A 20401-nucleotide genomic window follows, 5' to 3' on the forward strand; every position below is an offset into this window, starting at 1 on the left:
CATTTTTTAAATCAGCTTTCTGGCTTTTTCAAGATCTTCCGGTGTATCTATACCTACTCCTATGAAATTGGTTTCTATCATTTTGATCTTCATTCCGTATTCAAGGTAGCGGATACATTCAATTTTTTCAGATATTTCCAATGGTTTCATTTCCAGTTTTGAAAATTGCAACAGTGCTTCTTTCCTGAAAGCATATACCCCAATATGTTTAAAATAACTTACATCATAGGAGACTTCTCTGTGAAAAGGAATCACAGAACGGCTGAAATACAACGCAAAACCATTGTTATCCGTAATAACTTTTACATTATTTGGGTTTCCAACTTCCTCTTTTTCATGAAGTTGTATCTTTAGAGAAGCTAAAGAAATTTCCTGCTGATCATCATGTTTAAAGACTTCTATCAGCTGCTGTAAAGGTTCCAGTTTAAGGAAAGGTTCATCTCCCTGAACATTGATCACAATATCACAGTCTATATTCTGTACAGCTTCCGCAATACGGTCGCTTCCAGTCTCGTGCTGCCCTGTCATAACGGCTTTTCCACCATTTTGTACGATTTCATCAAAAATAATTTCAGAGTCTGTGGCAACAAATACTTCATCAAACAGCCCGGTTTCCACTACGTTCTGATAAGTGGTAGTAATAACAGTTTTTTCTCCTAAAATCTGCATTAATTTCCCTGGAAAACGGCTTGCTTCGTAACGGGCAGGAATGACAGCGATTATTTTCATTTAGTAAAATATTAAGTAATTCTCTTTAATTCAACAGGTTTCATTTCAGTATTTGCAAAAGCTGAAATATACCTTTTATAATGAGACCAAATGTAGTGAAAAGTATCTTATTTACTCTATAAAACAGAGATTTCGGCGGTTTAAAAAGAGAGTTTTACGCCTACCATATTATATTCCCATTGGCGGGATGCCGTAAAGTTGAGATTATATTTTGTTTTTCCTATAGTTCCTTCTGAAGAAGTATATCTGCTTTTTGAAATGGTTTTTCCTATAAAATATCCCATTAATAAAGCTAGCGGATAATCTGAAGCCCAGTGAACTTTACTCTGCATCATCTGAAAACATAAAGCTCCTGCTAAGGTGTATCCTACCGGTTTTATCCATACTGCATCCGGGTAATTGTCTGCAATCACGGTAATTCCGGCCATAAATGTTGTTAAGTGTCCGGACGGCATTGCATCGTAATTCGAGGTATTCTTACCAAATTCTGAAAAGCTTGGAAAAGGATTCCAGGCTCCTCCTTTATTACCGTTTATTTCTGCAATAAAAGGGCTTTCTCTTCCTGTAATTCTTTTAATGGTTTGAGTGAAAACGCCGGAAAGAATTAAACTTTCCATCAAACCACTGGCTGTAGCCTGCGCCCTGTAATCATTTTTAATCAAACCATAGGTTCCGAAACCAATGCCTAACAATACTAACGTAGAGCCATTTCCTATGAGATACAGAGTAGATCCGATATCTTTCGGAATTTTAAAAACTCCGCCTATTTTGTTGTAGTTATTATCCTTATCCATTCCCCATCTTTCTCCCAATTCTCTTGAATTGTCAATCAGTTTCTGGTCAAATGGTAAGAGAATCAGTGTAGTTGCAATGGCTCCTCCCAGGTAATAAGCGTGATCTTTGGCAACAAAATCTTTGTTTGTATTGATAAAGTTTCTGGGTAATTTGGTTACGAAATCCAATAACTTTGGCTTGGGATAAGTTCTGACAGAGCCGTCTTTCAAGGTGTAAGTCTGTACTTTTGGCAGCTCAGATTCCTTGGGCAGTTCTTTTATTTTCAATGTATCAACCTCTTGTGAGCATACCAATATTGAAACTGGTAAGAGTAGAAATCTCAGTTTTTTCATCGTACAATTTTCGACTTTATTATATTCAGGTGTGTAAAAGTCTCAAAGATAATTCCTAGATAAGTGTTGTACAAAGTGGTTGTTAAATTTTTAATATTTATTTAATCTTTTTATAAATTAATGTAATATCTCATTTCCCGAGAAGCTTCATGATTGTATATAAAAAGCTTCGGCTCTGCTCAGTGCGACACCGTTAATATTAACTTTTAGTTATAACAATGTCATGTCGAACAGAGTCGAAGCATATATTTTTTATGTAAAGACTATTTTAAATTGTTCAAAGCACTTTCCAGTTTTGGAAGCATTACTTTGATCTCATCTGTAGCCAATCCTCCTACAGAAGCACGGAACCAAGGTTCAGATTTGTCTTCTCCAAAGGCTGAGAATGGTACTAAAGCCACTCCTGCTTCATTGATCAGGTAAAATACCAGGTCTGAAGAGTTTTCAATCACAGCCCCATCCGGCTTTGTTTTTCCGATATAGTTTAACTTAATCGTAAGATAAAGTGCTCCCATAGGTTCAATACTGTCAACAGCAAGTCCTTTTCCTTTTAAATCCTGAACTCCGTTGTGAAGAACTTTTAAGCTTTCTTCAAGTTTACCTTTAAAGTCTTCAACAAAAGTATCTACATTTTCTGAATTTTCATAGAATTTAGCAGTTGCTTCCTGCTCAGGTTTTGGTGCCCATGCTCCAACGTGAGTAAGAAGTGCTTTCATTTTGTCCAGAATATGAGCAGGTCCGAATCCCCATCCTACACGTACTCCTGTTGCTGCAAGGCATTTGGAAATACCGTCGATATAGATTGTATAATCTTTCATTTCAGGGAAAAGAGAAACCGGATCTACATGCTCAGCTCCAAAAGTAAGACAAGAATAGATCTGGTCATACATAAGGTATAACGGTTTTTCATTTTCTCCTCTTTTTTTGTTTTCAGCGATTACCAATTCACAGATTTCTGAAAGCTGTTCTCTTGTAAACATTGTTCCTGTAGGGTTCAATGGCGAACAAAGAGCCAGTAAAACAGCACCATCAAGGTGAGGTCTCAAATCATCAGCAGTAGGAAGGAAATTGGTTTCCGGTTTTGTTTTCACTTCTACCGCATTGGCTGAAGTAAGGTAAGCATAGTGATTGTTATTCCAAGATGGTGTAGGATAAACTACTTTATCTCCTTCATCTACAATTGTTTTGTATACCGCATAGATCAAAGGTCTTGATCCTGCTGTGATCAAAATATCTTCTGGAGAATAGTCCAGATTCCATCTTTTTTTAAGGTCTTTGGAAACTTCTTTTCTTAAAGATAAAAGTCCGTTTGCAGGCGGATAATTCGTCAGATTATTCTGATATGCTTTCTGAATCTCTTCCTTCAGCAATGCCGGAATAGGATAGATATTAGAATTCAGATCACCAATAGTAAGATTGGCAATTTCTGCTCCCTTTGCTTTTAGATCATTTACTTCGTTACCAATTTTTACAATTTCAGAACCGATCAGGTTCGCTGCTAATTTTGAAACTTTCACTTTTTCTTATTTTAAATTTATATTATCGTTCTCCATTGATCTTCTCATATATTTCATCTACCGGCATTTGTGAATCAAAAAGCGCTATTGCTTCTTTTGCTTTTTTTGCCGTATTGGAATTCGGATATTTTTTGATAATCCTGTTGAATTCCGCTCTGTTTTCATCGTTTAGTTTTCCGGTTCCTTTGTCCATGTCTCTTTCAAAGGTTGGCGTATTATCCATTCCCAAAAGATAATCAGACAAATATATTTTATAGTCCTGTTTGACAGTCTTTATAAGATTACTCTTAGGATATTTGTTCATAAAGTTTTCCCAGAACATAAGCCTGTCTCCCAGCTGTTCCCAGGTAATTATTAATCCAGCATCAGCTGCATAATTGGATTCACTTTCTTTATCAGTCTGTGAAATATAGACTTCATAATCAGGTGTTACTTTATTCTTAAACAAGGATGAATAATATCCCGGAACGGTCCAGATTTCAGTTATTCCTTCTCCTACTTCCCTGAACTCAAGACCTTCTTTTTTCAGTTCTGAAGCTAATTTTTTAACATTGTCCGGTAAGTTGTACTGATCCTTATCATAGTTATAATAATTCACATATTTATCTAAAATATCAGTATGCAAGTTCATCAGACATTCTGTATACTTTCCTCTTATTTTTAAATAATCTTCATATACATTGTCATTCTGCTCCGGACTGTTTCCAGCCATTTCTTTTCCGATTTTTGTACGGTACCACTGAAGTGATGTGATATAATCCTCCGTTTTATGAGCTGGAGAACATGCTGTATCTATCGGTTTGTACTGATCTTCTTTGGTTTCTGTAGTAGCAATCGAATCATTTTCAAGTTTTGTCTCTGAAACTGCAGTTTCCTTTTTACAGGAAACTACAGCTGCAGAAAGTAGGCAAACTACTATTATTTTTTTGATCATCTGCTGTTTTCGGGGAAATTAATCCAGTTTCAAATCTGTTTTAACGGCTCCGATTTTAGCTTCCAATGATTTTAATTTATCTCTGAAATCCGCTTCTGAAGTAACAGAATCTTTTACAGAAACATAAAACTTAATTTTAGGTTCTGTTCCTGAAGGTCTTACGCAAACTTTTGTTCCATCCTGTGTGTAATAGATCAATACGTTAGACTTCGGAATATCGTTCATTACTTTTTTCTCGTTGGTAGAAATGGTAAGGCTTGTCTGTTCTTTGAAATCCTTTACTTCTTCCACTAATGATCCTGCCAGTTCTTTTGGAGGGTTTTCACGGAAGTTTTTCATCATATTCTGAATTTCTTCAGCACCTTCTTTTCCTTTTCTTACAATGTTGATTAATCCTTCGTAATACATTCCAAGATCCTCATAAATCTCAATCATGTACTGATACATTGTTTTTCCGTTGGCTTTACACCATGCTGCAATTTCGCAGGCTAAAAGGATACTTCCGCAAGAGTCTTTATCACGGACGAAATCTCCGGTCATAAATCCGAAACTTTCTTCACCTCCACACACAAATTTCTGTGTTCCTTCTGCTTCACGGATCATTTTTCCAATCCATTTGAATCCGGTAAGACCTACTTTACATTCAACACCGAATTTCTGTGCAATATCAAAGAAGATGTCTGAAGTTACAATCGTAGAACCTATAAATTCTTTTCCTGTAATTCTTCCCTGCTTTCTCCATTCATTAAGGATATAATAAGTAAGGATCGTATTGGTTTGATTTCCATTTAGCAGCTGCATTTCACCATCAAGGTTTCTTACCGCAATTCCCAATCTATCTCCATCCGGATCTGTCCCAATTACGATATCTGCATTGGTAATTCTTGCCAGATCCATTGCCATTTCCAGTGCCGCAGGTTCTTCCGGGTTTGGAGAGTCTACTGTAGGAAAGTTTCCGCTTGGGATCATCTGCTCTCTCACAAGATCTATTTTTTTGAATCCTGCTTTTTCAAGAGCTTTAGGAACAGTGGTATATGTTGTTCCGTGGATAGAAGTGAAAACAATGTTTAAGTTTTCTTTTCCAACATTCTGATAGGTAGAGTTTTCAATACATGCATCAATATATACATCATCCTGCTCTTCTCCGATCCACTCGATCAGATCATCATTTCCGTTGAATTTAATTTCGTCAAATTTCACAGAATATACTTCATTGATAATGGCTTCATCATTAGGCGGAACAATCTGCGCTCCGTCATTCCAGTATACTTTGTAGCCGTTGTATTCCGGTGGGTTGTGAGAAGCTGTCAGTACAATTCCTCCGTTACATTTTTTGTCACGTACAGTGAAAGACAATTCCGGTGTAGGTCTGTGGTCTTTGAAAAGCAATACTTTAATTCCGTTTGCCGTTAAAACATCTGCTACCAGTTTTCCGAATTCTTTTGAGTTATTACGAACATCATAAGCAATGGCCACTTTAATTTCTTCACCTTTGAACTGTTGAAGCATATAGTTCGCCAATCCCTGAGTAGCCTGTCCTAATGTATATTTATTCAAGCGGTTGGTTCCTACTCCCATTATTCCACGCATTCCTCCTGTCCCGAATTCCAGTTCTCTGTAGAAAGAATCTTCCAGATCAGGGGAATTACTGTCGATCAAAGCCTGTACAGCATCTCTCGTTTCTTTATCGAAGGTATCACTTAACCAAAGTTTCGCTTTTTCTAATGTATTCATATTTGTATTGTTGTTCTTTTATAGTTTGTAAAGTTCCTAGTTTCTAGTTTAAATAATGCTGTTTTAATCCAGCTTTTTGTTTTCGACTTTTGTCGTTTTATCAATTTTAAACGCTCTGATTGGGTCGTTATAATAGACAAATTTTGCAGTGTTTTGAATATGTCCTTTTAAGGAATCTTTCACATTTACTTCTGCATAATTTCCGTTTTTAGAGTCGATGTTCAGGTTGGTGATTTTCCAATATGGAGCAATTAAACTTGCTGTATCTGAAATCTTTATAACAGCATCTTTGGATAATCCCAGAAAATTGGCGCGGCTTCTGTTATGCATTTCCACCTCTGCTCTTCTGGTGTTTACAGATCCCATGAAACTTGCATTATTTTTCATATTAAGTCTGAAATTGTCTGTCTTTATTTCACTTGAAATATTCACTTCCACAGAATCGGAAACAGCTACTTTTTCCAGATTATATTTTGAATAAATCGTTACATTATAAAAATCTACTCCTTTTGTGCCCCTTTTTTCTTTAATGAAAAGTGTTTTATCTTTTACATCCACATCCAGATTACCAGCTACATTAGGATAGGTCTCAATTTCCACAAAATTCTTAGGCCCTCTGGCATAAAATACACGGAACTTCCCTTCCAGATCAAGGTTTACAAATTCCGAAACATCCACATCTTTCTTTTCAATATTTCCTTTCGGAGAAACTTTTCCACAGGAAACTACTGCCATCAGCATCAATGTGTATACAACTTTTTTCATATTTAATTTTAAATATTCTATATTATAACCGTAACGATCTTTACTGAAAATCTCTGAAAGGTTTTTTCATGTCTCTCACAGGACTTTCAATATTACTTTGAACAAAAATAGGATTAAAATTTCTAAAAATCTTTGTCTTTTGACAATAAAATACCTGATAATTTTCAATTTTCTGCTTTTCAGAAAAAGACTATTTCTTACTTTTCTTTTACTTTTTTATAAAACCAGGTTTTGGGACTTCCGGTCATTGAAAATAAAAGCAGGTAATCTTTACTTACATTGGAGATTTTCATTGTTGTTGTGTCTTCAGCATCAGAGTATTTCATCTTTAGCAGGTTGTTTTCCATTTGATAAGTTCCGCTATTCCCCATCGAACTGAAATTTTTATTCGGATAAAATGTAAGGATTCCGGTTCCGTATCTGGAATTGTTTGTTTTGGTTTTCAATGTGTCTGTCTGACGAATTTCACCATTATAGATATCTATAAATTCCCAGGAACCAGAAAGTTTGTTGGATGAACAGGAAGCTGTCAAAAGTAAAAGAGAATAAAAGAGAATGGGCGTAAGTTTAAACATTTACATTAAAAGTTTTTATAAAATTACAAAAAAAGCACCCTGTTTTTGCAGAGTGCTTTTTTTATTTGAATTGAAGTAATTATTATCCGATTAACCACCCCGTCAAAAATTCTTTGAATTTTCGCCACCCCTCCAGAGGATGGGAATGGTCATATATTGATTGATAATTTTCATTAACATATTAAAAATCAATAAATTTTATTCAGGTTTTAATCTTTATATCACTTCGTCAATATTATAATTCTTATGTTCGCGGTTTGTTCTGATAATCATTTCTCCTAAGAATCCTGCTACAAACAGAAGACTTCCCAAAATCATCATTGTTAAAGCAATAAAGAACCAAGGATTATTGGTAATTAAATGTCCGTAAATTCCTCTCGCAACATCAATTAGTTTTGAAATTCCCAGCCAAAGTGCGGAAAGAAAACCAACAATAAACATTAAAGTTCCTACTGCTCCAAAGAAATGCATTGGCCTTCCTCCGAAACGGCTTACAAACCAAAGAGTTATTAAATCCAGAAATCCTCTGACAAATCTTTCAGTACCAAATTTTGAAGTTCCGTAAGGTCTTGCCTGATGCTGTACTTCTTTTTCAGTAATTCTTCTGAAACCTGCATTAGCCGCTAATACCGGAATATAACGGTGCATATCTCCGTATACATCAACAGATTTTACCACTTGTTTTTTATAAGCTTTCAGACCACAGTTGAAGTCATGAAGATAAACCCCTGAAACTTTTCTTGCTGCTGCATTGAATAATTTTGACGGAATATTTTTCGTCATTACATTGTCAAAACGCTTCTTTTTCCAACCGGAAACGATATCGTAGTTATCATGGATCACCATATTGTACAGTTCCGGAATTTCTTCTGGGAAATCCTGAAGATCGGCATCCATGGTAATCACTACATCTCCGTTTGTTCTTTCAAAGGCTGCATGAAGGGCCTGTGATTTTCCATAATTTCTGGAAAATTTAATAGCGTGGATCTGAGGATACTGAACTTTCATATTCTCAATAATACTCCACGACAAATCCGTACTTCCATCGTCTACAAACCAGATCTCATAAGATAAATTGCTGGTTGTGCATACTTTATCAATTCTTGAAAAAAGCTCTTCCAGAGAGTCTTCTTCGTTCAGTAACGGAATAACTATAGATAAATTCATTTAATTTTAATAAAAATTAGGCTTGATTTGTTTCTTCGGGCTGATGTATTGTTCTTGTTCTGAAAAACGCTCCAAAAAACACCGACAAAACTACGTAAAATATAAGAATTGCTGCAAAATATCCTGAAAAATGACTTGCGGTAAGCATATCTTTTCCTTTAACAGCCTCAGGAGTGAAGCTTTGTAATCTTTCTTTGTACTTCTGATCCAGCTCATCAATATCTTTCTGATGCTTCAGAATTTTTCTTGCAGAGGTATATTCTGTATCCAATTCTGATTTTTGTCTCTGAACATATTGGTAGTTCAACAGCTTTTTTGCCGCTGGATCTACAAAGTTTAAAAAGGCATAGATACTGAAGATGGAAAGAATTCCTCCGACAAACATCGGAACGAATGCTCTTTTGAAAGCTTCTTTAAATTTTACTACTCTATGGTTATTCCAATAGGATTTTACAGACCAGAAAGCGGCCCCGGCATAGAGAAGAGGCAAAACAAAAGCATTGGCTTTCAAAGAGATATCAAAGTAATTGATTCCTGAGAAAAAAGTGTACACTACAAAGAAAACGATCATTGTAGCGATAAAAAGTATAATTCCTAGTGTTGATGGACTTTTCGTCATATTTAAATTTTTAGAAAAAAGTTGAAAAATTTTCCCTCTAAATGTCAGGCGTTTAGCTTTACCACTGCATTTTTTCGACTAATTTTCTTTAATAAAGTTTTGAAGTTTATAAAATATTCCTACCTTTGCAACGGCAAGTCCTAAACAACCAGCTCCTGAGAATCCTCCAGGGTGGGAACGCAGCAAAGGTAATCGGTCGTAGCGGTGTGATTTAGGTAGCTTGCCATTTTTTTTTGGTTTAAAGTGAGAAGAGAGGTAATTTGATAATTATCTTTTTTTGTTTTTAATACCTTACGCATCATTTTCATTTTTCTAATTTTTCAGATTACCTATTCCCGTTATTGATTAAAATTCGAACGTCTCTCCCAATTTTGGTAAAACAAGTTCTACATTTTTATCGGCAAAATGCTTTAATGCACTTTCATGATTGATCTCAATTGCCGGGAAAGTATCAAAGTGGCATCCGATTACTTTTGGAGTTTTTAATAGCTCTGCAGCAGCAAAAGAGGCTTTTCTAGGACACATTGTATAGTGACTCCCAATTGGAAGGATAGAAAGATCAATATTCCCGTATAATCTCGGGAATAGCTCCATATCCGCCATTACTCCTGTATCTCCTGCCAAATAGATATTCTTACCTTCAGGAAGTCTGAAGATATACCCTACAGGAACGCCACCATAGCTTCCATCCGGGAAAGAACTTGTATGGTGAGCTGGTACCATGGAAATTTTAAGATCGTCGATTTTTGCCGATCCTCCTAAGTTCACATCGTCTTTATTTTTTGCCTGTTGGAAGTAACCGCATACTTCAGGAACTCCAATTACAGTAGCTTCCGGATAATGCTGTAAAACTTCTGCTACATCAGCAATATGATCACCATGCGCGTGAGTCAACAAGATATAGTCGATTTTTTGAGCAGCAATATCAAAACCTGATTCTGCTTTTTTGTAGTTGTAAAAAGGGTCACTCAAAATTGTTTTATCCTTGTAAGTGAACAGGAAACAATTTTGCCCTAAGAATTGTATTTTCATTTTAAATTAAGTTTCAATTATTATTAAACACAAATGACTCAAACAATTTCACAAATAGCACAAGAGATTAGTGACATTCGTGAAAGCATTCGTGCCATTCGTGTTTTTTAAATTTATTATTTCGATGGGAATTTATCTTCAATAAGTCTTAAATTAATTCCATGTTCCAGATATGCTTTACAGCCGTCTAAAACTGTCGTAAAACCTCCTGTATTATCATTAATTACTTTTAACAGATCTTCACCTGTCTGGCTGAATCCATAGCTTTTAATGATAACAAGAGTTCCTTTTTCCATGGTTTTGAATTCATAGTCTACATTCGTTGAAGGCTCTCCCCACTCTGTTCTGATCAGTTGGTTCGGAATGATCTGATGTACATTTACTACGTTTTTCACGCCATACATTTCCCATTCCCAGGTAACTGTTTTACCTTCTTCTAATTTTCCGGTAGATTTTGTGAACCAGAAATTAGTAGTTATTTCAGGATTGATGAATGCTTCAAAAACATCTTCAACCGGTTTTCTGATGAGCATTTGAGCTTCAACATAGGCATTAGAACTCATAATATACTATTTTAGATTTAGTTAAATAAGTTAAGGCCGGCTGCCGTAAGAATTGCCATTACAAACGTCATGATACCTACCTGCTTTAAATACTGGTCTAATTCTTTTGGTTCTTTTACTGATAAAATTTTCCTTCTCAGTTTGGATAGTGGAATCAACAGGATCATTACGATGAAAACATAATAATTTTGTCCCTGCATAAATCCGTTTATTCCTAAAAACATAAGAATCAGCAATAATGGAAGCTGTAACAGGACCATTTCATAGATCATTGCATTTCTGAATCCCATTCTTAATGCAAGGCTGTTTTTTCCTGATAGTTTATCGCTTTCAATATCTCTCATATTGTTCAGGTTAAGGACTGCCATACTCATCATCCCCACTGCTGTACCTGGTAACAGCATATCCCAGCTGAAAGTTTTGGTGAATAAGAAGTAACTTCCACATACGGAAACAAGTCCGAAGAAGATAAACACAAAGATATCTCCCAGTCCCATATATCCATAAGGCTTTTTACCTACTGTATACCCAATTGCTGCCAGAATACTTGCTACACCCAATCCTATGAAAATATAAAATTCATTCATATAGTTTGGAATGAAAGCCACATACAACAAAGCAATTGTTGCAATGAAAGATAATGCTGCGAAAAGAATCACTGCATTTTTCATTTGTTTTGCTGTAATTTTTCCTGATGCTACAGCTCTTGCTTCAGCTTCATTGATTCTTTTGGCATCGGTACCTTTTACTCCGTCACCATAGTCATTAGCATAATTTGATAAAATCTGGTATAAAAGTGTTACCAAAAGTGCCAGAGCAAAAATTTTCCAGTCCCATGTTCCCCCTTCTCCGTAAAGTCTCCATTTTGCAATGAAAGCTCCCATAATAATTCCGCTTAAGGAAAGCGGCAACGTTCTTAGCCTTGCGGCTTTTATCCAATCAGTCATATATTTATCATTGATAAACGATAATTGATAAATGATACATAATTTATCATTTACCAATTATCAATTATATTTTTAAGATATCCATTGATCTTCTCCGAAGTTTGGCTTTCTTTTTTCAAGGAATGCATTTCTTCCTTCTTTAGCTTCTTCGGTCATGTATGCTAAACGGGTTGCTTCTCCTGCAAATACCTGCTGTCCAACCATGCCATCGTCTGTAAGATTCATGGCGAATTTCAGCATTCTGATAGACATTGGAGATTTGGCTAATATTTCCTGAGCCCATTCGTAAGCCGTATCTTCTAATTCTGCATGAGGAACTACTTTGTTTACCATTCCCATTTCAAAAGCTTCCTGCGCGGAATAATTTCTTCCCAAAAAGAAAATTTCACGGGCTTTTTTCTGACCTACCATTTTAGCAAGGTAAGCAGAACCGTAACCACCATCAAAGCTTGTAACATCAGCATCTGTCTGCTTGAAAATAGCATGTTCTTCGCTTGCTAATGTTAAATCACATACAACATGAAGTGAGTGTCCTCCACCAACGGCCCATCCGGGAACTACTGCAATAACCACTTTAGGCATGAAACGGATCAAACGCTGAACTTCAAGAATATTTAAACGGTGTCTTCCATCTTCTCCAACATACCCCTGATCTCCTCTTGCTTTTTGATCTCCTCCACTGCAGAAAGCCCAACCTCCGTCTTTAGGGCTTGGTCCTTCTCCTGAAAGTAAAACAACACCTATTGAAGGGTCTTCGGAAGCGTCATAAAAAGCATCATATAGTTCTGAAGTTGTTTTAGGTCTGAAAGCGTTACGTACCTCTGGTCTGTTGAAAGCAATTCTTGCTACTCCGTTAGATTTTTTATAGGTAATATCTTCGTATTCCTTGGCGGTTTTCCACTCGATCATCTTATAAAAATTTTTCTCAAAGATACGGAATTACAGAGAAATTCTCTGTGTGAAATTCACCCATCATTTCAATAAAGAAGAGAAATTTTTCATTCAAAATTTCTGCCCATAGATATTGAGTAAGAATCTGTTTTTCAGAATAGGCAACATATCCTGTTTTCTTTAAAACAAAAGCCGGAACATTGCTGTTCCGGCTTTTTATAGTTGAGTTATCAAATGATTACTTTGCTGCACCGCTAAGTTCAGCTTCTTTAGCTTTCATTTCTTTAACTTTATCCATGTTTTTAGTTACCATGTAAATTTCCTTTAATGCAGAAACAGCATCAAGACTTTTTGGATTTGCTTTATACCATCCTTCTGCGTATGGCAATGCTTTTCCAAATCTTTCTCTTCTTTCGTCGATCAATTTAGAAGCTTCGTCCGGCTTGTCTTTTCTCAATGCGTTGATCTCTCCTACTACTTTAGCATCATCACCAATAGTTGTATATACTAAGTTCTGATAAGCATCAGAGAAATCAGGCTTAAGTTCAACTGCTTTTTTAAACGCTTCTAAAGCATCATTAACTGTAGCAGGATTTTTAGCCTGCATTACCCCAAGGTTATACCAGTTTGTGGCATCATTAGGGTTTTTAGCTAATTGTTCTTTTAATCCGGAAACAAATTTATCTGTGTTTCCAGATTGAAGGTATGCTGTAGTCTGCGCTTCTTTAAGTTTAGCACTGCTTGGGAATTTAACCAATCCTTTTTCGATAACAGCAAGAGCCTCAGGTGCTTTTTTTGCATTAAGAAGTAAAGAAGCCAGTGTTTCGTATATGTCTGATTCTATACTTTTTGTCTGCTCTGTTTTGAAATCACTGTAGTCAGAGTTCTTCTTCATAAGCTCCCAAGTCGCTTTATCAAGATTCACTACCTGTCCTGTTTTCTTTTCTTTTGCAGTATAAGTGGTTTCTACTCCTGTAAATCCGGAATTAACAAGATCTGTATATATTTTGATAGACTGATCACTGTTATTTGCTAACGCGTGGCTAAGTCCGGCATAATACATATATATTTTGTTGTCCTGTCCATTAGCTTTCAATAGGTCATAAACTTCTATAAACTTAGGTGCTGCAGCTGCATAATTTTTTGCATTATATGCATCCATAGCAACTTTATTAGCTTCCTGAAGCTGAGCATTCAAAGCAGCTGCATCTTTTTTCTGCCCGAAAGCAAAAGCGGATGCCACGATAGCCATTCCTAAAATTAGTTTCTTCATAATAACTATTTTATATTTATATTGTACAATTTATTCTTCAGAATCAGAATTCTCATTTCCCTCTGCCGGAGTTTCATTTTCAGCCTGAGGTATTGTATTGTCTTCCTGGTTATCAGTTACAACGTCTGTTCCTTCTTCAGTTTCTTCAGAATCATCTTCTACATCTTTGTCCATTGCTACTTTTGCGATGGCTGCAATTTCGTCATTTTTCTTAAGATTGATCAGTTTTACTCCCTGAGTATTTCTACCCATTACTCTCATTTCATCCATACCCATTCTGATCGCAACACCGGATTTATTGATAATCATCAATCCATCTTCGTCTGTTACGTTTTGAATAGCAATCAGATTTCCTGTTTTTTCGGTAATGTTCAGGGTGATAACTCCTTTTCCTCCTCTGTTGGTAATTCTGTAGTCTTCTACTGCTGTTCTCTTTCCGTATCCTTTTTCAGATACTACAAGTACTGTTTCGTTTTCTACATCGTTCACAACAATCATACCAATAGCTTCGTCTCCGTCTTCAAGCAAGATTCCTCTTACCCCGATAGATCCTCTACCTACTTCTCTTACTTTTTCTTCAGGGAAACGGATACATTTACCATTTTTAGTAGCAATCATAATCTGAGAGTTTCCATTGGTAAGGTAAGCTCCTAACAACTGGTCATTATCTCTGATCTCAATAGCATTTACTCCGTTTACTCTTGGTCTTGAATAGGCTTCTAATGAAGTTTTCTTGATTGTACCATTTTTGGTAACCATCACAACGCTCATTTGATTTACATATTCAGAATCCTTCAGATTGTTGGTTCTGATATAGGCTTTGATCTTATCATCCGGTTCAATGTTGATAAGGTTTTGTACCGCTCTTCCTTTTGCTGTTCTGGAACCTTCCGGAATTTCAAATACTCTCAGCCAGTAACATCTTCCTTTTTCTGTAAAGAACAACATATACTGGTGGTTGGTTGCAGAAACAATATATTCAAGGAAATCGGAGTCTCTTGTTGTTGCCGCTTTATTTCCTACACCACCTCTACTTTGAATTTTATATTCTGAAAGTGAAGTTCTCTTAACATATCCTGCGTGAGAGATCGTAAGAACTACAGCTTCGTTCGGGATAATATCTTCGATAGACATTTCTCCTCCCGAGTAATCAATTTCAGTTCTTCTTTCGTCTCCGTATTTTTCTTTGATTTCGATCAGTTCTTCTTTAATGATCTGGAATCTTCTAGGCTCATTGGCTAAGATATCTTCCAAATTTTCAATTTCTTTCATGATCGCATCGTATTCATCACGGATCTTATCAAGCTCCATTCCTGTTAAACGAGCCAATCTAAGATCAAGGATCGCCTGAGCCTGAATATCTGAAAGTTCAAATGCTTCAATTAATCCTTCTTTTGCAGCCTGAGGGTTTGCACTGTGACGGATAATAGAAATTGCTCTGTCTAAAGCATCCTGAGTTCCGATTACTTTCATGAACCCTTCAAGGATGTGCGCTCTTTCTTTTGCTTTCTTAAGCTCAAACTGAGTTCTTCTTACGATTACCTCATGTCTATGCTCTACAAAGTGATGAATGATATCTTTAAGGTTCAGCTGCTCCGGTCTTCCGTGTACCAATGCAATATTGTTTACACTGAAAGAAGTCTGAAGTGCTGTATATTTATATAATAGGTTAAGAACAACATTCGGAATAGCATCGTTTTTCAATTCATAAACAATACGAAGTCCTTTTCTGTCTGATTCGTCTCTGATCTCGTGGATACCAGGGATTTTCTCGTCTTTAACAAGCTCTGCTGTTCTTGCGATCATTTCCGCTTTGTTAACCTGATAAGGAATTTCGCTAACGATAATAGCGTTTCTGTTTCCTATTTCATCAAAGCTAACTTTAGCTCTTAAAACAACTCTCCCTCTTCCTGTATGGAATGCATCTCTTACTCCGTCATAACCGTAGATGATACCCCCTGTAGGGAAATCCGGAGCAATGATGTGCTGCATCAGTTCATCAATCGTAATTTCTTTATTATCGATATAAGCACAGATTGCATCTACAGATTCTGACAGGTTGTGCGGCGCCATATTAGTTGCCATCCCTACTGCAATACCAGAAGTACCGTTTACCAAAAGGTTCGGAATTTTGGTTGGCATTACTGTCGGTTCCTGTAAACTGTCGTCGAAGTTATTCTGGAAATCAACTGTTTCTTTGTCTAAGTCTGAAAGCACCTCATCAGAGATTTTTTTCAATCTTGCCTCAGTATAACGCATTGCTGCAGGCGGGTCACCATCCATTGAACCGAAGTTACCCTGGCCATCAACCTGAGGATAACGCAAGCTCCAGTCCTGGGCCATTCTTACCATAGCATCATATACAGAGGAATCTCCGTGCGGGTGATATTTACCCAAAACATCCCCAACAATTCTCGCAGATTTTAAATATTTTCTATTAGAAAACACCCCTAATCCATACATACCATAAAGTACTCTTCTATGAACGGGTTTCAAGCCATCTCTTACATCCGGTAACGCTCTTGAAACGATAACGGACATCGAATAATCGATATAAGACGACTTCATTTCATCAACAATGTTGATAGGAATCAGTCTTTCTCCTTCTTTTTGCATAAACAAATTTTATTATAATGATAGTCAGACCTTTAGCTGTAAGTCTGAAAATTATTTATTTCCAATTTTTATTAACGGGCTAATTTACGAAAAAAATGCCGATTTTTGCTGTAGAATTTATCCAAAAAATCTTAAAAATTCATAAAATATGGGAGTATTAAGTATAACTTTCCACTGCACGAAAGATAAGCTGGAAGAATGGGAAAATTATATTGATGAAACATTGGTTTTAATGACTGAAAACCTGATGGATGTAGACAAATATATTCTTTCTGAAGTGCATAGTGATTATATTGAAGATGGTAAAAATTACAATCTCTTATTAATCTTTGATAATGATGAATTGCGGGAAGATTTCATTAAAAGCGAACTTTTGAATATATCTGAAAGGATTGAGAAAAAGTTCGGACAGGAAGTGATGATCTTTAACACCTACCTGAATCCTAAAAAAACAAGATTATAATTGATAATAAAAAAGCACTGAAAAAAATCAGTGCTTTTCTTTTTTTATCTGTGATGTCCATGACCACGGCCTCTGTGATGATGGCCACGCTCTTCATAAATATACACTTTCTGAACATGACCTGGTGCATAGTATCTTGCACTTCCGCCATAATACCTTTTTGCGTGTCCCGGCGGCATTCTTCTTCCATGCGGCTCATGCACTATGCAAGAGGACAGCATTAATAGGACCACGCCTACCCCGGCAATTTTAAACATACTTTTCATTATTTTCACTTTTTCAATTTCGATAGCGAAATATATCAATGTTAATGCCAAAAGAAATTGGAATTAAGCTAATGTATGTTAAAACTAAATGCTGATGTTCTTATTTAATAAGTTAATAGCCACTTCTTTTTTTCACCTGTCCAGGGGCATAATCTTTTGCACTTCCTCCATACACTTTTTTAGCCTGTCCTGGCGGCAAGGTTTTACCACGATGCCCGTTGTCATGCACTACACATGATGACAACATAAACATCACGATAAGAACTCCTGTAATTTTAATCAAATTTTTCATTATTTCTATTTTTTCAACTTTATTATTACAAGGGTAATGCCAAATTGAAAAGTTCAGAGTTTAAGGTTGGAATATACAGCCTTTTATTATCAATGGTCAATTTTGCTTCTCAAGTCAATAATGAATTTTACTATGGAGATTAATGTGTTTATCAAACAAATTCATCATTCATCATTCATCATTCATCATTCATCATTCATCATTTATAATTTATAATTCTCTAAATGATTTCGCTTCTCTTTTCCATCAAAACAAGGTCTTTCCATTCGTTGTTGAGTTTTCCCATTTTTTTGCGGACTCCTACCACTCTGAACCCGTTTTTCTGATGGGACTTGATAGCCATTTCATTTTCGGAGAAGATATTGGTCTGCAATGTCCAGAATCCATGGTCCTCGCTGTCCAGAATTATCTTTTTAAGCAATATGGAACCCAATCCCTTACCCTGGTATTCGTTATCAAAATAAATGCTTACTTCTGCAACTCCTTTAAAACATTCTCTTTTACTTACCGGTTTTAAGGCACACCATCCTATCACTTCATTATTTTCATTTTCCAGCACCCAGCGGCAGTCATTGAAATATTCCATGCTCCAGGCTTCAGGGGTAGGAACTTCTGTTTCCAAAGTGGCAATTCCACCGTCTACTCCCTGCCGAAAAATCTCAAGCACCCGGGTTTCGTCACTGGGAAGCATTTCTCTTAATTCGTAATTCATTGTATTTAATGGTATTTTCTTTTGAGTTTTCTTTTAATTCTCGAATAATGGGTCTGTTTGCTTTTTTCATCCTGAGAAACAACACTGATATTCCCATCTACTTCCAGAACGGAAAGCTTTACATTCTGTATGTTTTCAATTCCATGTTCTCTTATAGCTTCTTCCAATTCGCTTTCAGTAATTTTTACACGATTCAGTGCTGCCTGGTCTGCAATTCCGTCCCTGATAAGAATTACCGGTTCATCTTCCATAAAAGTCTGAAAAGAACGGCTGGAAAACATGATTCTTTTTAAAATAAAATTAGCAACAAACAAAACCAATGCCGCAATAACTCCTCCCTGAAGAGAGGTATCAGGACCTACCATCGCATTCTGGACAGCATTTGAAATCAACAGCAACAACACAACATCTCCCGTATTGAGCTGGGAAAGCTGATTTTTACCAAATAAACGGATAGCAATCACCATGAAAAGGTAAACGCAGAGGGAACGGACAGCAACGTTAAGAATTGGATCCACAATTTTTTTTATCTACTCAAATGTATTGATTTTTGTGATTCTTAAAAAATATTTTATTGACAGATTTTGGTATACATTTTGAGCTTGGGATTCTGATAAATACCACAAAAAATAATAACAAATGAAAAAATTATTTCTCTTATTAGGAATTTTCCTTTTCCTTGCTTCCTGTAAAAAGAATGAAGCTCAGCCTGCTTTATCCCAAGAAACAGCTATTCATGAGAAGGTAAATGAGCTTTATACTCAGTATGGTAAATCCAACGAAGCTATTTATAATCAACCGATTCCGGATAGTTTGTTTTCTCCGGATTTAAAAAAAGTTTTAGACGAGGCCATACATGCATCAAAAGCGGATATTGAAAAGGTAAAAAAGAGTGATCATCCTGATGAAAAGCCATTAATCTTTGAAGGGGCTATTTTTTCCAGTCTTTATGAAGGATTTACAAGCTATACAATCAAATCTGTTAAGATACAGGATAAAACTGCTGAAGCACTCGTAGTGTTTGAATATAATATGGCTTCACCAAAAGTAACATGGATGGATACCGTACATCTCATCAATACAGAGAAAGGATGGAGAATAGATAATATTACTTTTGATAAGATAGGAAATTCTAAAGATCTTAAAGCGAGATTAACTGAATTTGTTCAAAGTACAAAATAATAGAAAAGCCGCTCATAAAAGCGGCTTTATTTTTTTAAGGACATTGAACGATTGGAATATCACTGCAAATTACTTTATTTGCCCATTCGCAAAACGTACAGTATTTTTTAGGCTCTCCTCCGTACACTGACTTCAAATCTGATTTCGTCAGTTTCTTTAAATTTTTCATATAGTTTTAATTTTATGGTAGCCCAAAATTAAAACCTTACTGCTTATTTTTTATTATAACTTAATCTGATAAGTTTTCATTATTCACACTTTTATGAATAATATGCAATGAATATTATCTGCTGTGAATCTCTACTGTCACTGGCATTACGTAAGTGTAGGCAACCATATTTTCAGTCAGTTTATTGCGGTCTACTTTGTAATCAAGATCACTTAATACTGTTTCAATTTCTTTGCTTACGGTTTTACAGTCTCCTGTGGAATGAACATTTACAATTTTACCATTTTTTGCAATATCGAATTTCACTACTGAGTTTACTGTGCCCTGCTTGTAATCAGGATTGGTAAGATCAAAGTTAGCTTCCAGTTTATTTCTTATATCTGTAAAAGTCTCGCTCCTATTCAGCTGAATAGGCTCAATGGTATTATGATTGGTAGTCTGGGCTTTGGCAGTGTTCAAAATGGCAGCAAATCCACAAACGAAAAGTGAAGCAAACAATATTTGAGTTCTATTTTTCATAACTAATTGGTTTTAAATATTATACTAACCTTTTTTTGTATCTCTTAACCAAAGTTATTAAAAATAATTCATATTAATTTTACATTGAGTTAACATTGAGTTAACATTGAGATTTAATTAATTGATTATCAGCGTGATAAATTTTTAAAATATTTAAAAATTTAATATTGGGAGGGTTATTTTAAGCATAAAAAAGGCTAAACCTGATTAGTTTAGCCAATTCTTATCTCGATTGTTAATTTAAAAAGTTGGTCAATATTCTAAAATAAATTATTTAGATTCCTTCGGAATGACAAAATGCTGAATAAT

23 protein-coding genes and 1 other RNA gene are annotated in these 20401 nt (G+C 35.7%); 3 read left to right on the forward strand and 21 right to left on the reverse strand.

The genetic code is table 11. The annotated features are described in order from the left end of the window. Window positions 1–6: 6 nt before the first annotated feature. From kdsB to FW780_RS04195, 9 genes are all read right to left on the reverse strand, one after another. A complete protein-coding gene (gene kdsB, locus FW780_RS04155) occupies window positions 7–729 on the reverse strand; it encodes a 3-deoxy-manno-octulosonate cytidylyltransferase (RefSeq protein ID WP_149832340.1) in 723 nt (240 codons plus the stop codon). 140 nt (window positions 730–869) lie between these two features. Continuing rightward, entirely contained in the window at window positions 870–1856 is a 987-nt protein-coding gene (locus FW780_RS04160; RefSeq protein WP_149832341.1) for a phosphatase PAP2 family protein, read from the reverse strand. Between the two features lie 263 nt (window positions 1857–2119). Beyond that, a complete protein-coding gene (locus FW780_RS04165) occupies window positions 2120–3373 on the reverse strand; it encodes a pyridoxal phosphate-dependent aminotransferase (protein WP_149832342.1) in 1254 nt (417 codons plus the stop codon). Between the two features lie 22 nt (window positions 3374–3395). Further along, a complete protein-coding gene (locus FW780_RS04170) occupies window positions 3396–4307 on the reverse strand; it encodes a hypothetical protein (protein WP_149832343.1) in 912 nt (303 codons plus the stop codon). An 18-nt stretch (window positions 4308–4325) separates the two neighbouring features. Further along, window positions 4326–6041, reverse strand: a complete 1716-nt coding sequence (locus FW780_RS04175) for a phospho-sugar mutase (RefSeq protein WP_149832344.1) — start codon at window positions 6039–6041, stop codon at window positions 4326–4328. Window positions 6042–6104: 63 nt separating this feature from the next. After that, window positions 6105–6806, reverse strand: a complete 702-nt coding sequence (locus FW780_RS04180) for a GIN domain-containing protein (RefSeq protein ID WP_149832345.1) — start codon at window positions 6804–6806, stop codon at window positions 6105–6107. 197 nt (window positions 6807–7003) lie between these two features. Then, window positions 7004–7381, reverse strand: coding sequence for a hypothetical protein (locus FW780_RS04185; RefSeq protein WP_149832346.1), 378 nt, complete (start codon window positions 7379–7381; stop codon window positions 7004–7006). A 216-nt stretch (window positions 7382–7597) separates the two neighbouring features. Beyond that, window positions 7598–8548 carry a glycosyltransferase family 2 protein gene (locus tag FW780_RS04190; protein WP_047425488.1) on the reverse strand — a complete coding sequence of 317 codons (951 nt, stop codon included), beginning with the start codon at window positions 8546–8548 and terminating at the stop codon, window positions 7598–7600. Window positions 8549–8564: 16 nt separating this feature from the next. Further along, window positions 8565–9167, reverse strand: coding sequence for a DUF4199 domain-containing protein (locus tag FW780_RS04195; protein WP_149832347.1), 603 nt, complete (start codon window positions 9165–9167; stop codon window positions 8565–8567). 131 nt (window positions 9168–9298) lie between these two features. Between FW780_RS04195 and ffs the strand changes: the two genes are divergently transcribed. Then, window positions 9299–9396, forward strand: an RNA gene (gene ffs, locus FW780_RS04200) — signal recognition particle sRNA small type. 116 nt (window positions 9397–9512) lie between these two features. On the opposite strand, the gene FW780_RS04205 is transcribed toward ffs, so the two are convergent. The 6 genes from FW780_RS04205 to gyrA form a co-directional block, all read right to left on the reverse strand. Further along, window positions 9513–10199 (reverse strand): metal-dependent hydrolase, encoded by a 687-nt coding sequence (locus FW780_RS04205; protein ID WP_149832348.1) that lies wholly within the window; start codon window positions 10197–10199, stop codon window positions 9513–9515. 116 nt (window positions 10200–10315) lie between these two features. Next, the gene (locus tag FW780_RS04210; protein WP_149832349.1) at window positions 10316–10762 is read right to left on the reverse strand and encodes an SRPBCC family protein; all 447 of its coding nucleotides are present in this window, start codon (window positions 10760–10762) and stop codon (window positions 10316–10318) included. Between the two features lie 17 nt (window positions 10763–10779). Next, window positions 10780–11709 (reverse strand): 1,4-dihydroxy-2-naphthoate octaprenyltransferase, encoded by a 930-nt coding sequence (gene menA, locus FW780_RS04215; protein ID WP_149832350.1) that lies wholly within the window; start codon window positions 11707–11709, stop codon window positions 10780–10782. Between the two features lie 72 nt (window positions 11710–11781). Beyond that, window positions 11782–12618: a 1,4-dihydroxy-2-naphthoyl-CoA synthase gene (locus FW780_RS04220; RefSeq protein ID WP_149832351.1), complete on the reverse strand. Its 837-nt coding sequence runs from the start codon at window positions 12616–12618 to the stop codon at window positions 11782–11784. Between the two features lie 220 nt (window positions 12619–12838). Then, window positions 12839–13873, reverse strand: coding sequence for a tetratricopeptide repeat protein (locus FW780_RS04225; RefSeq protein WP_149832352.1), 1035 nt, complete (start codon window positions 13871–13873; stop codon window positions 12839–12841). Between the two features lie 30 nt (window positions 13874–13903). Continuing rightward, window positions 13904–16489 carry a DNA gyrase subunit A gene (gyrA, locus tag FW780_RS04230; protein ID WP_149832353.1) on the reverse strand — a complete coding sequence of 862 codons (2586 nt, stop codon included), beginning with the start codon at window positions 16487–16489 and terminating at the stop codon, window positions 13904–13906. Window positions 16490–16637: 148 nt separating this feature from the next. Between gyrA and FW780_RS04235 the strand changes: the two genes are divergently transcribed. Continuing rightward, window positions 16638–16952, forward strand: a complete 315-nt coding sequence (locus FW780_RS04235; protein WP_149832354.1) for a DUF4286 family protein — start codon at window positions 16638–16640, stop codon at window positions 16950–16952. 44 nt (window positions 16953–16996) lie between these two features. Here the strand turns inward: FW780_RS04235 and FW780_RS04240 are convergent, their stop codons facing one another. The 4 genes from FW780_RS04240 to FW780_RS04255 form a co-directional block, all read right to left on the reverse strand. Beyond that, window positions 16997–17218, reverse strand: a complete 222-nt coding sequence (locus FW780_RS04240) for a hypothetical protein (RefSeq protein WP_241676844.1) — start codon at window positions 17216–17218, stop codon at window positions 16997–16999. A gap of 112 nt (window positions 17219–17330) precedes the next feature. Next, a complete protein-coding gene (locus FW780_RS04245) occupies window positions 17331–17510 on the reverse strand; it encodes a quinol oxidase subunit 4 (RefSeq protein WP_149832355.1) in 180 nt (59 codons plus the stop codon). Between the two features lie 220 nt (window positions 17511–17730). Continuing rightward, entirely contained in the window at window positions 17731–18222 is a 492-nt protein-coding gene (locus FW780_RS04250; RefSeq protein ID WP_149832356.1) for a GNAT family N-acetyltransferase, read from the reverse strand. Window positions 18223–18227: 5 nt separating this feature from the next. Next, entirely contained in the window at window positions 18228–18740 is a 513-nt protein-coding gene (locus FW780_RS04255; RefSeq protein WP_149832357.1) for a DUF421 domain-containing protein, read from the reverse strand. Between the two features lie 121 nt (window positions 18741–18861). Here FW780_RS04255 and FW780_RS04260 point away from each other — a divergent pair, with 121 nt between their 5' ends. Next, window positions 18862–19404, forward strand: a complete 543-nt coding sequence (locus FW780_RS04260) for a DUF3828 domain-containing protein (RefSeq protein WP_149832358.1) — start codon at window positions 18862–18864, stop codon at window positions 19402–19404. 34 nt (window positions 19405–19438) lie between these two features. On the opposite strand, the gene FW780_RS22760 is transcribed toward FW780_RS04260, so the two are convergent. Both FW780_RS22760 and FW780_RS04270 read right to left on the reverse strand, forming a co-directional pair. Next, window positions 19439–19573, reverse strand: a complete 135-nt coding sequence (locus tag FW780_RS22760) for a bacteriocin-like protein (RefSeq protein WP_089692266.1) — start codon at window positions 19571–19573, stop codon at window positions 19439–19441. Between the two features lie 114 nt (window positions 19574–19687). After that, complete coding sequence (locus FW780_RS04270; RefSeq protein WP_149832359.1) at window positions 19688–20092, reverse strand: hypothetical protein; 405 nt, start codon at window positions 20090–20092, stop codon at window positions 19688–19690. Between the last annotated feature and the right edge of the window lie 309 nt (window positions 20093–20401).

This window comes from Chryseobacterium sediminis (assembly GCF_008386505.1).
Lineage (GTDB): Bacteria > Bacteroidota > Bacteroidia > Flavobacteriales > Weeksellaceae > Chryseobacterium > Chryseobacterium sediminis.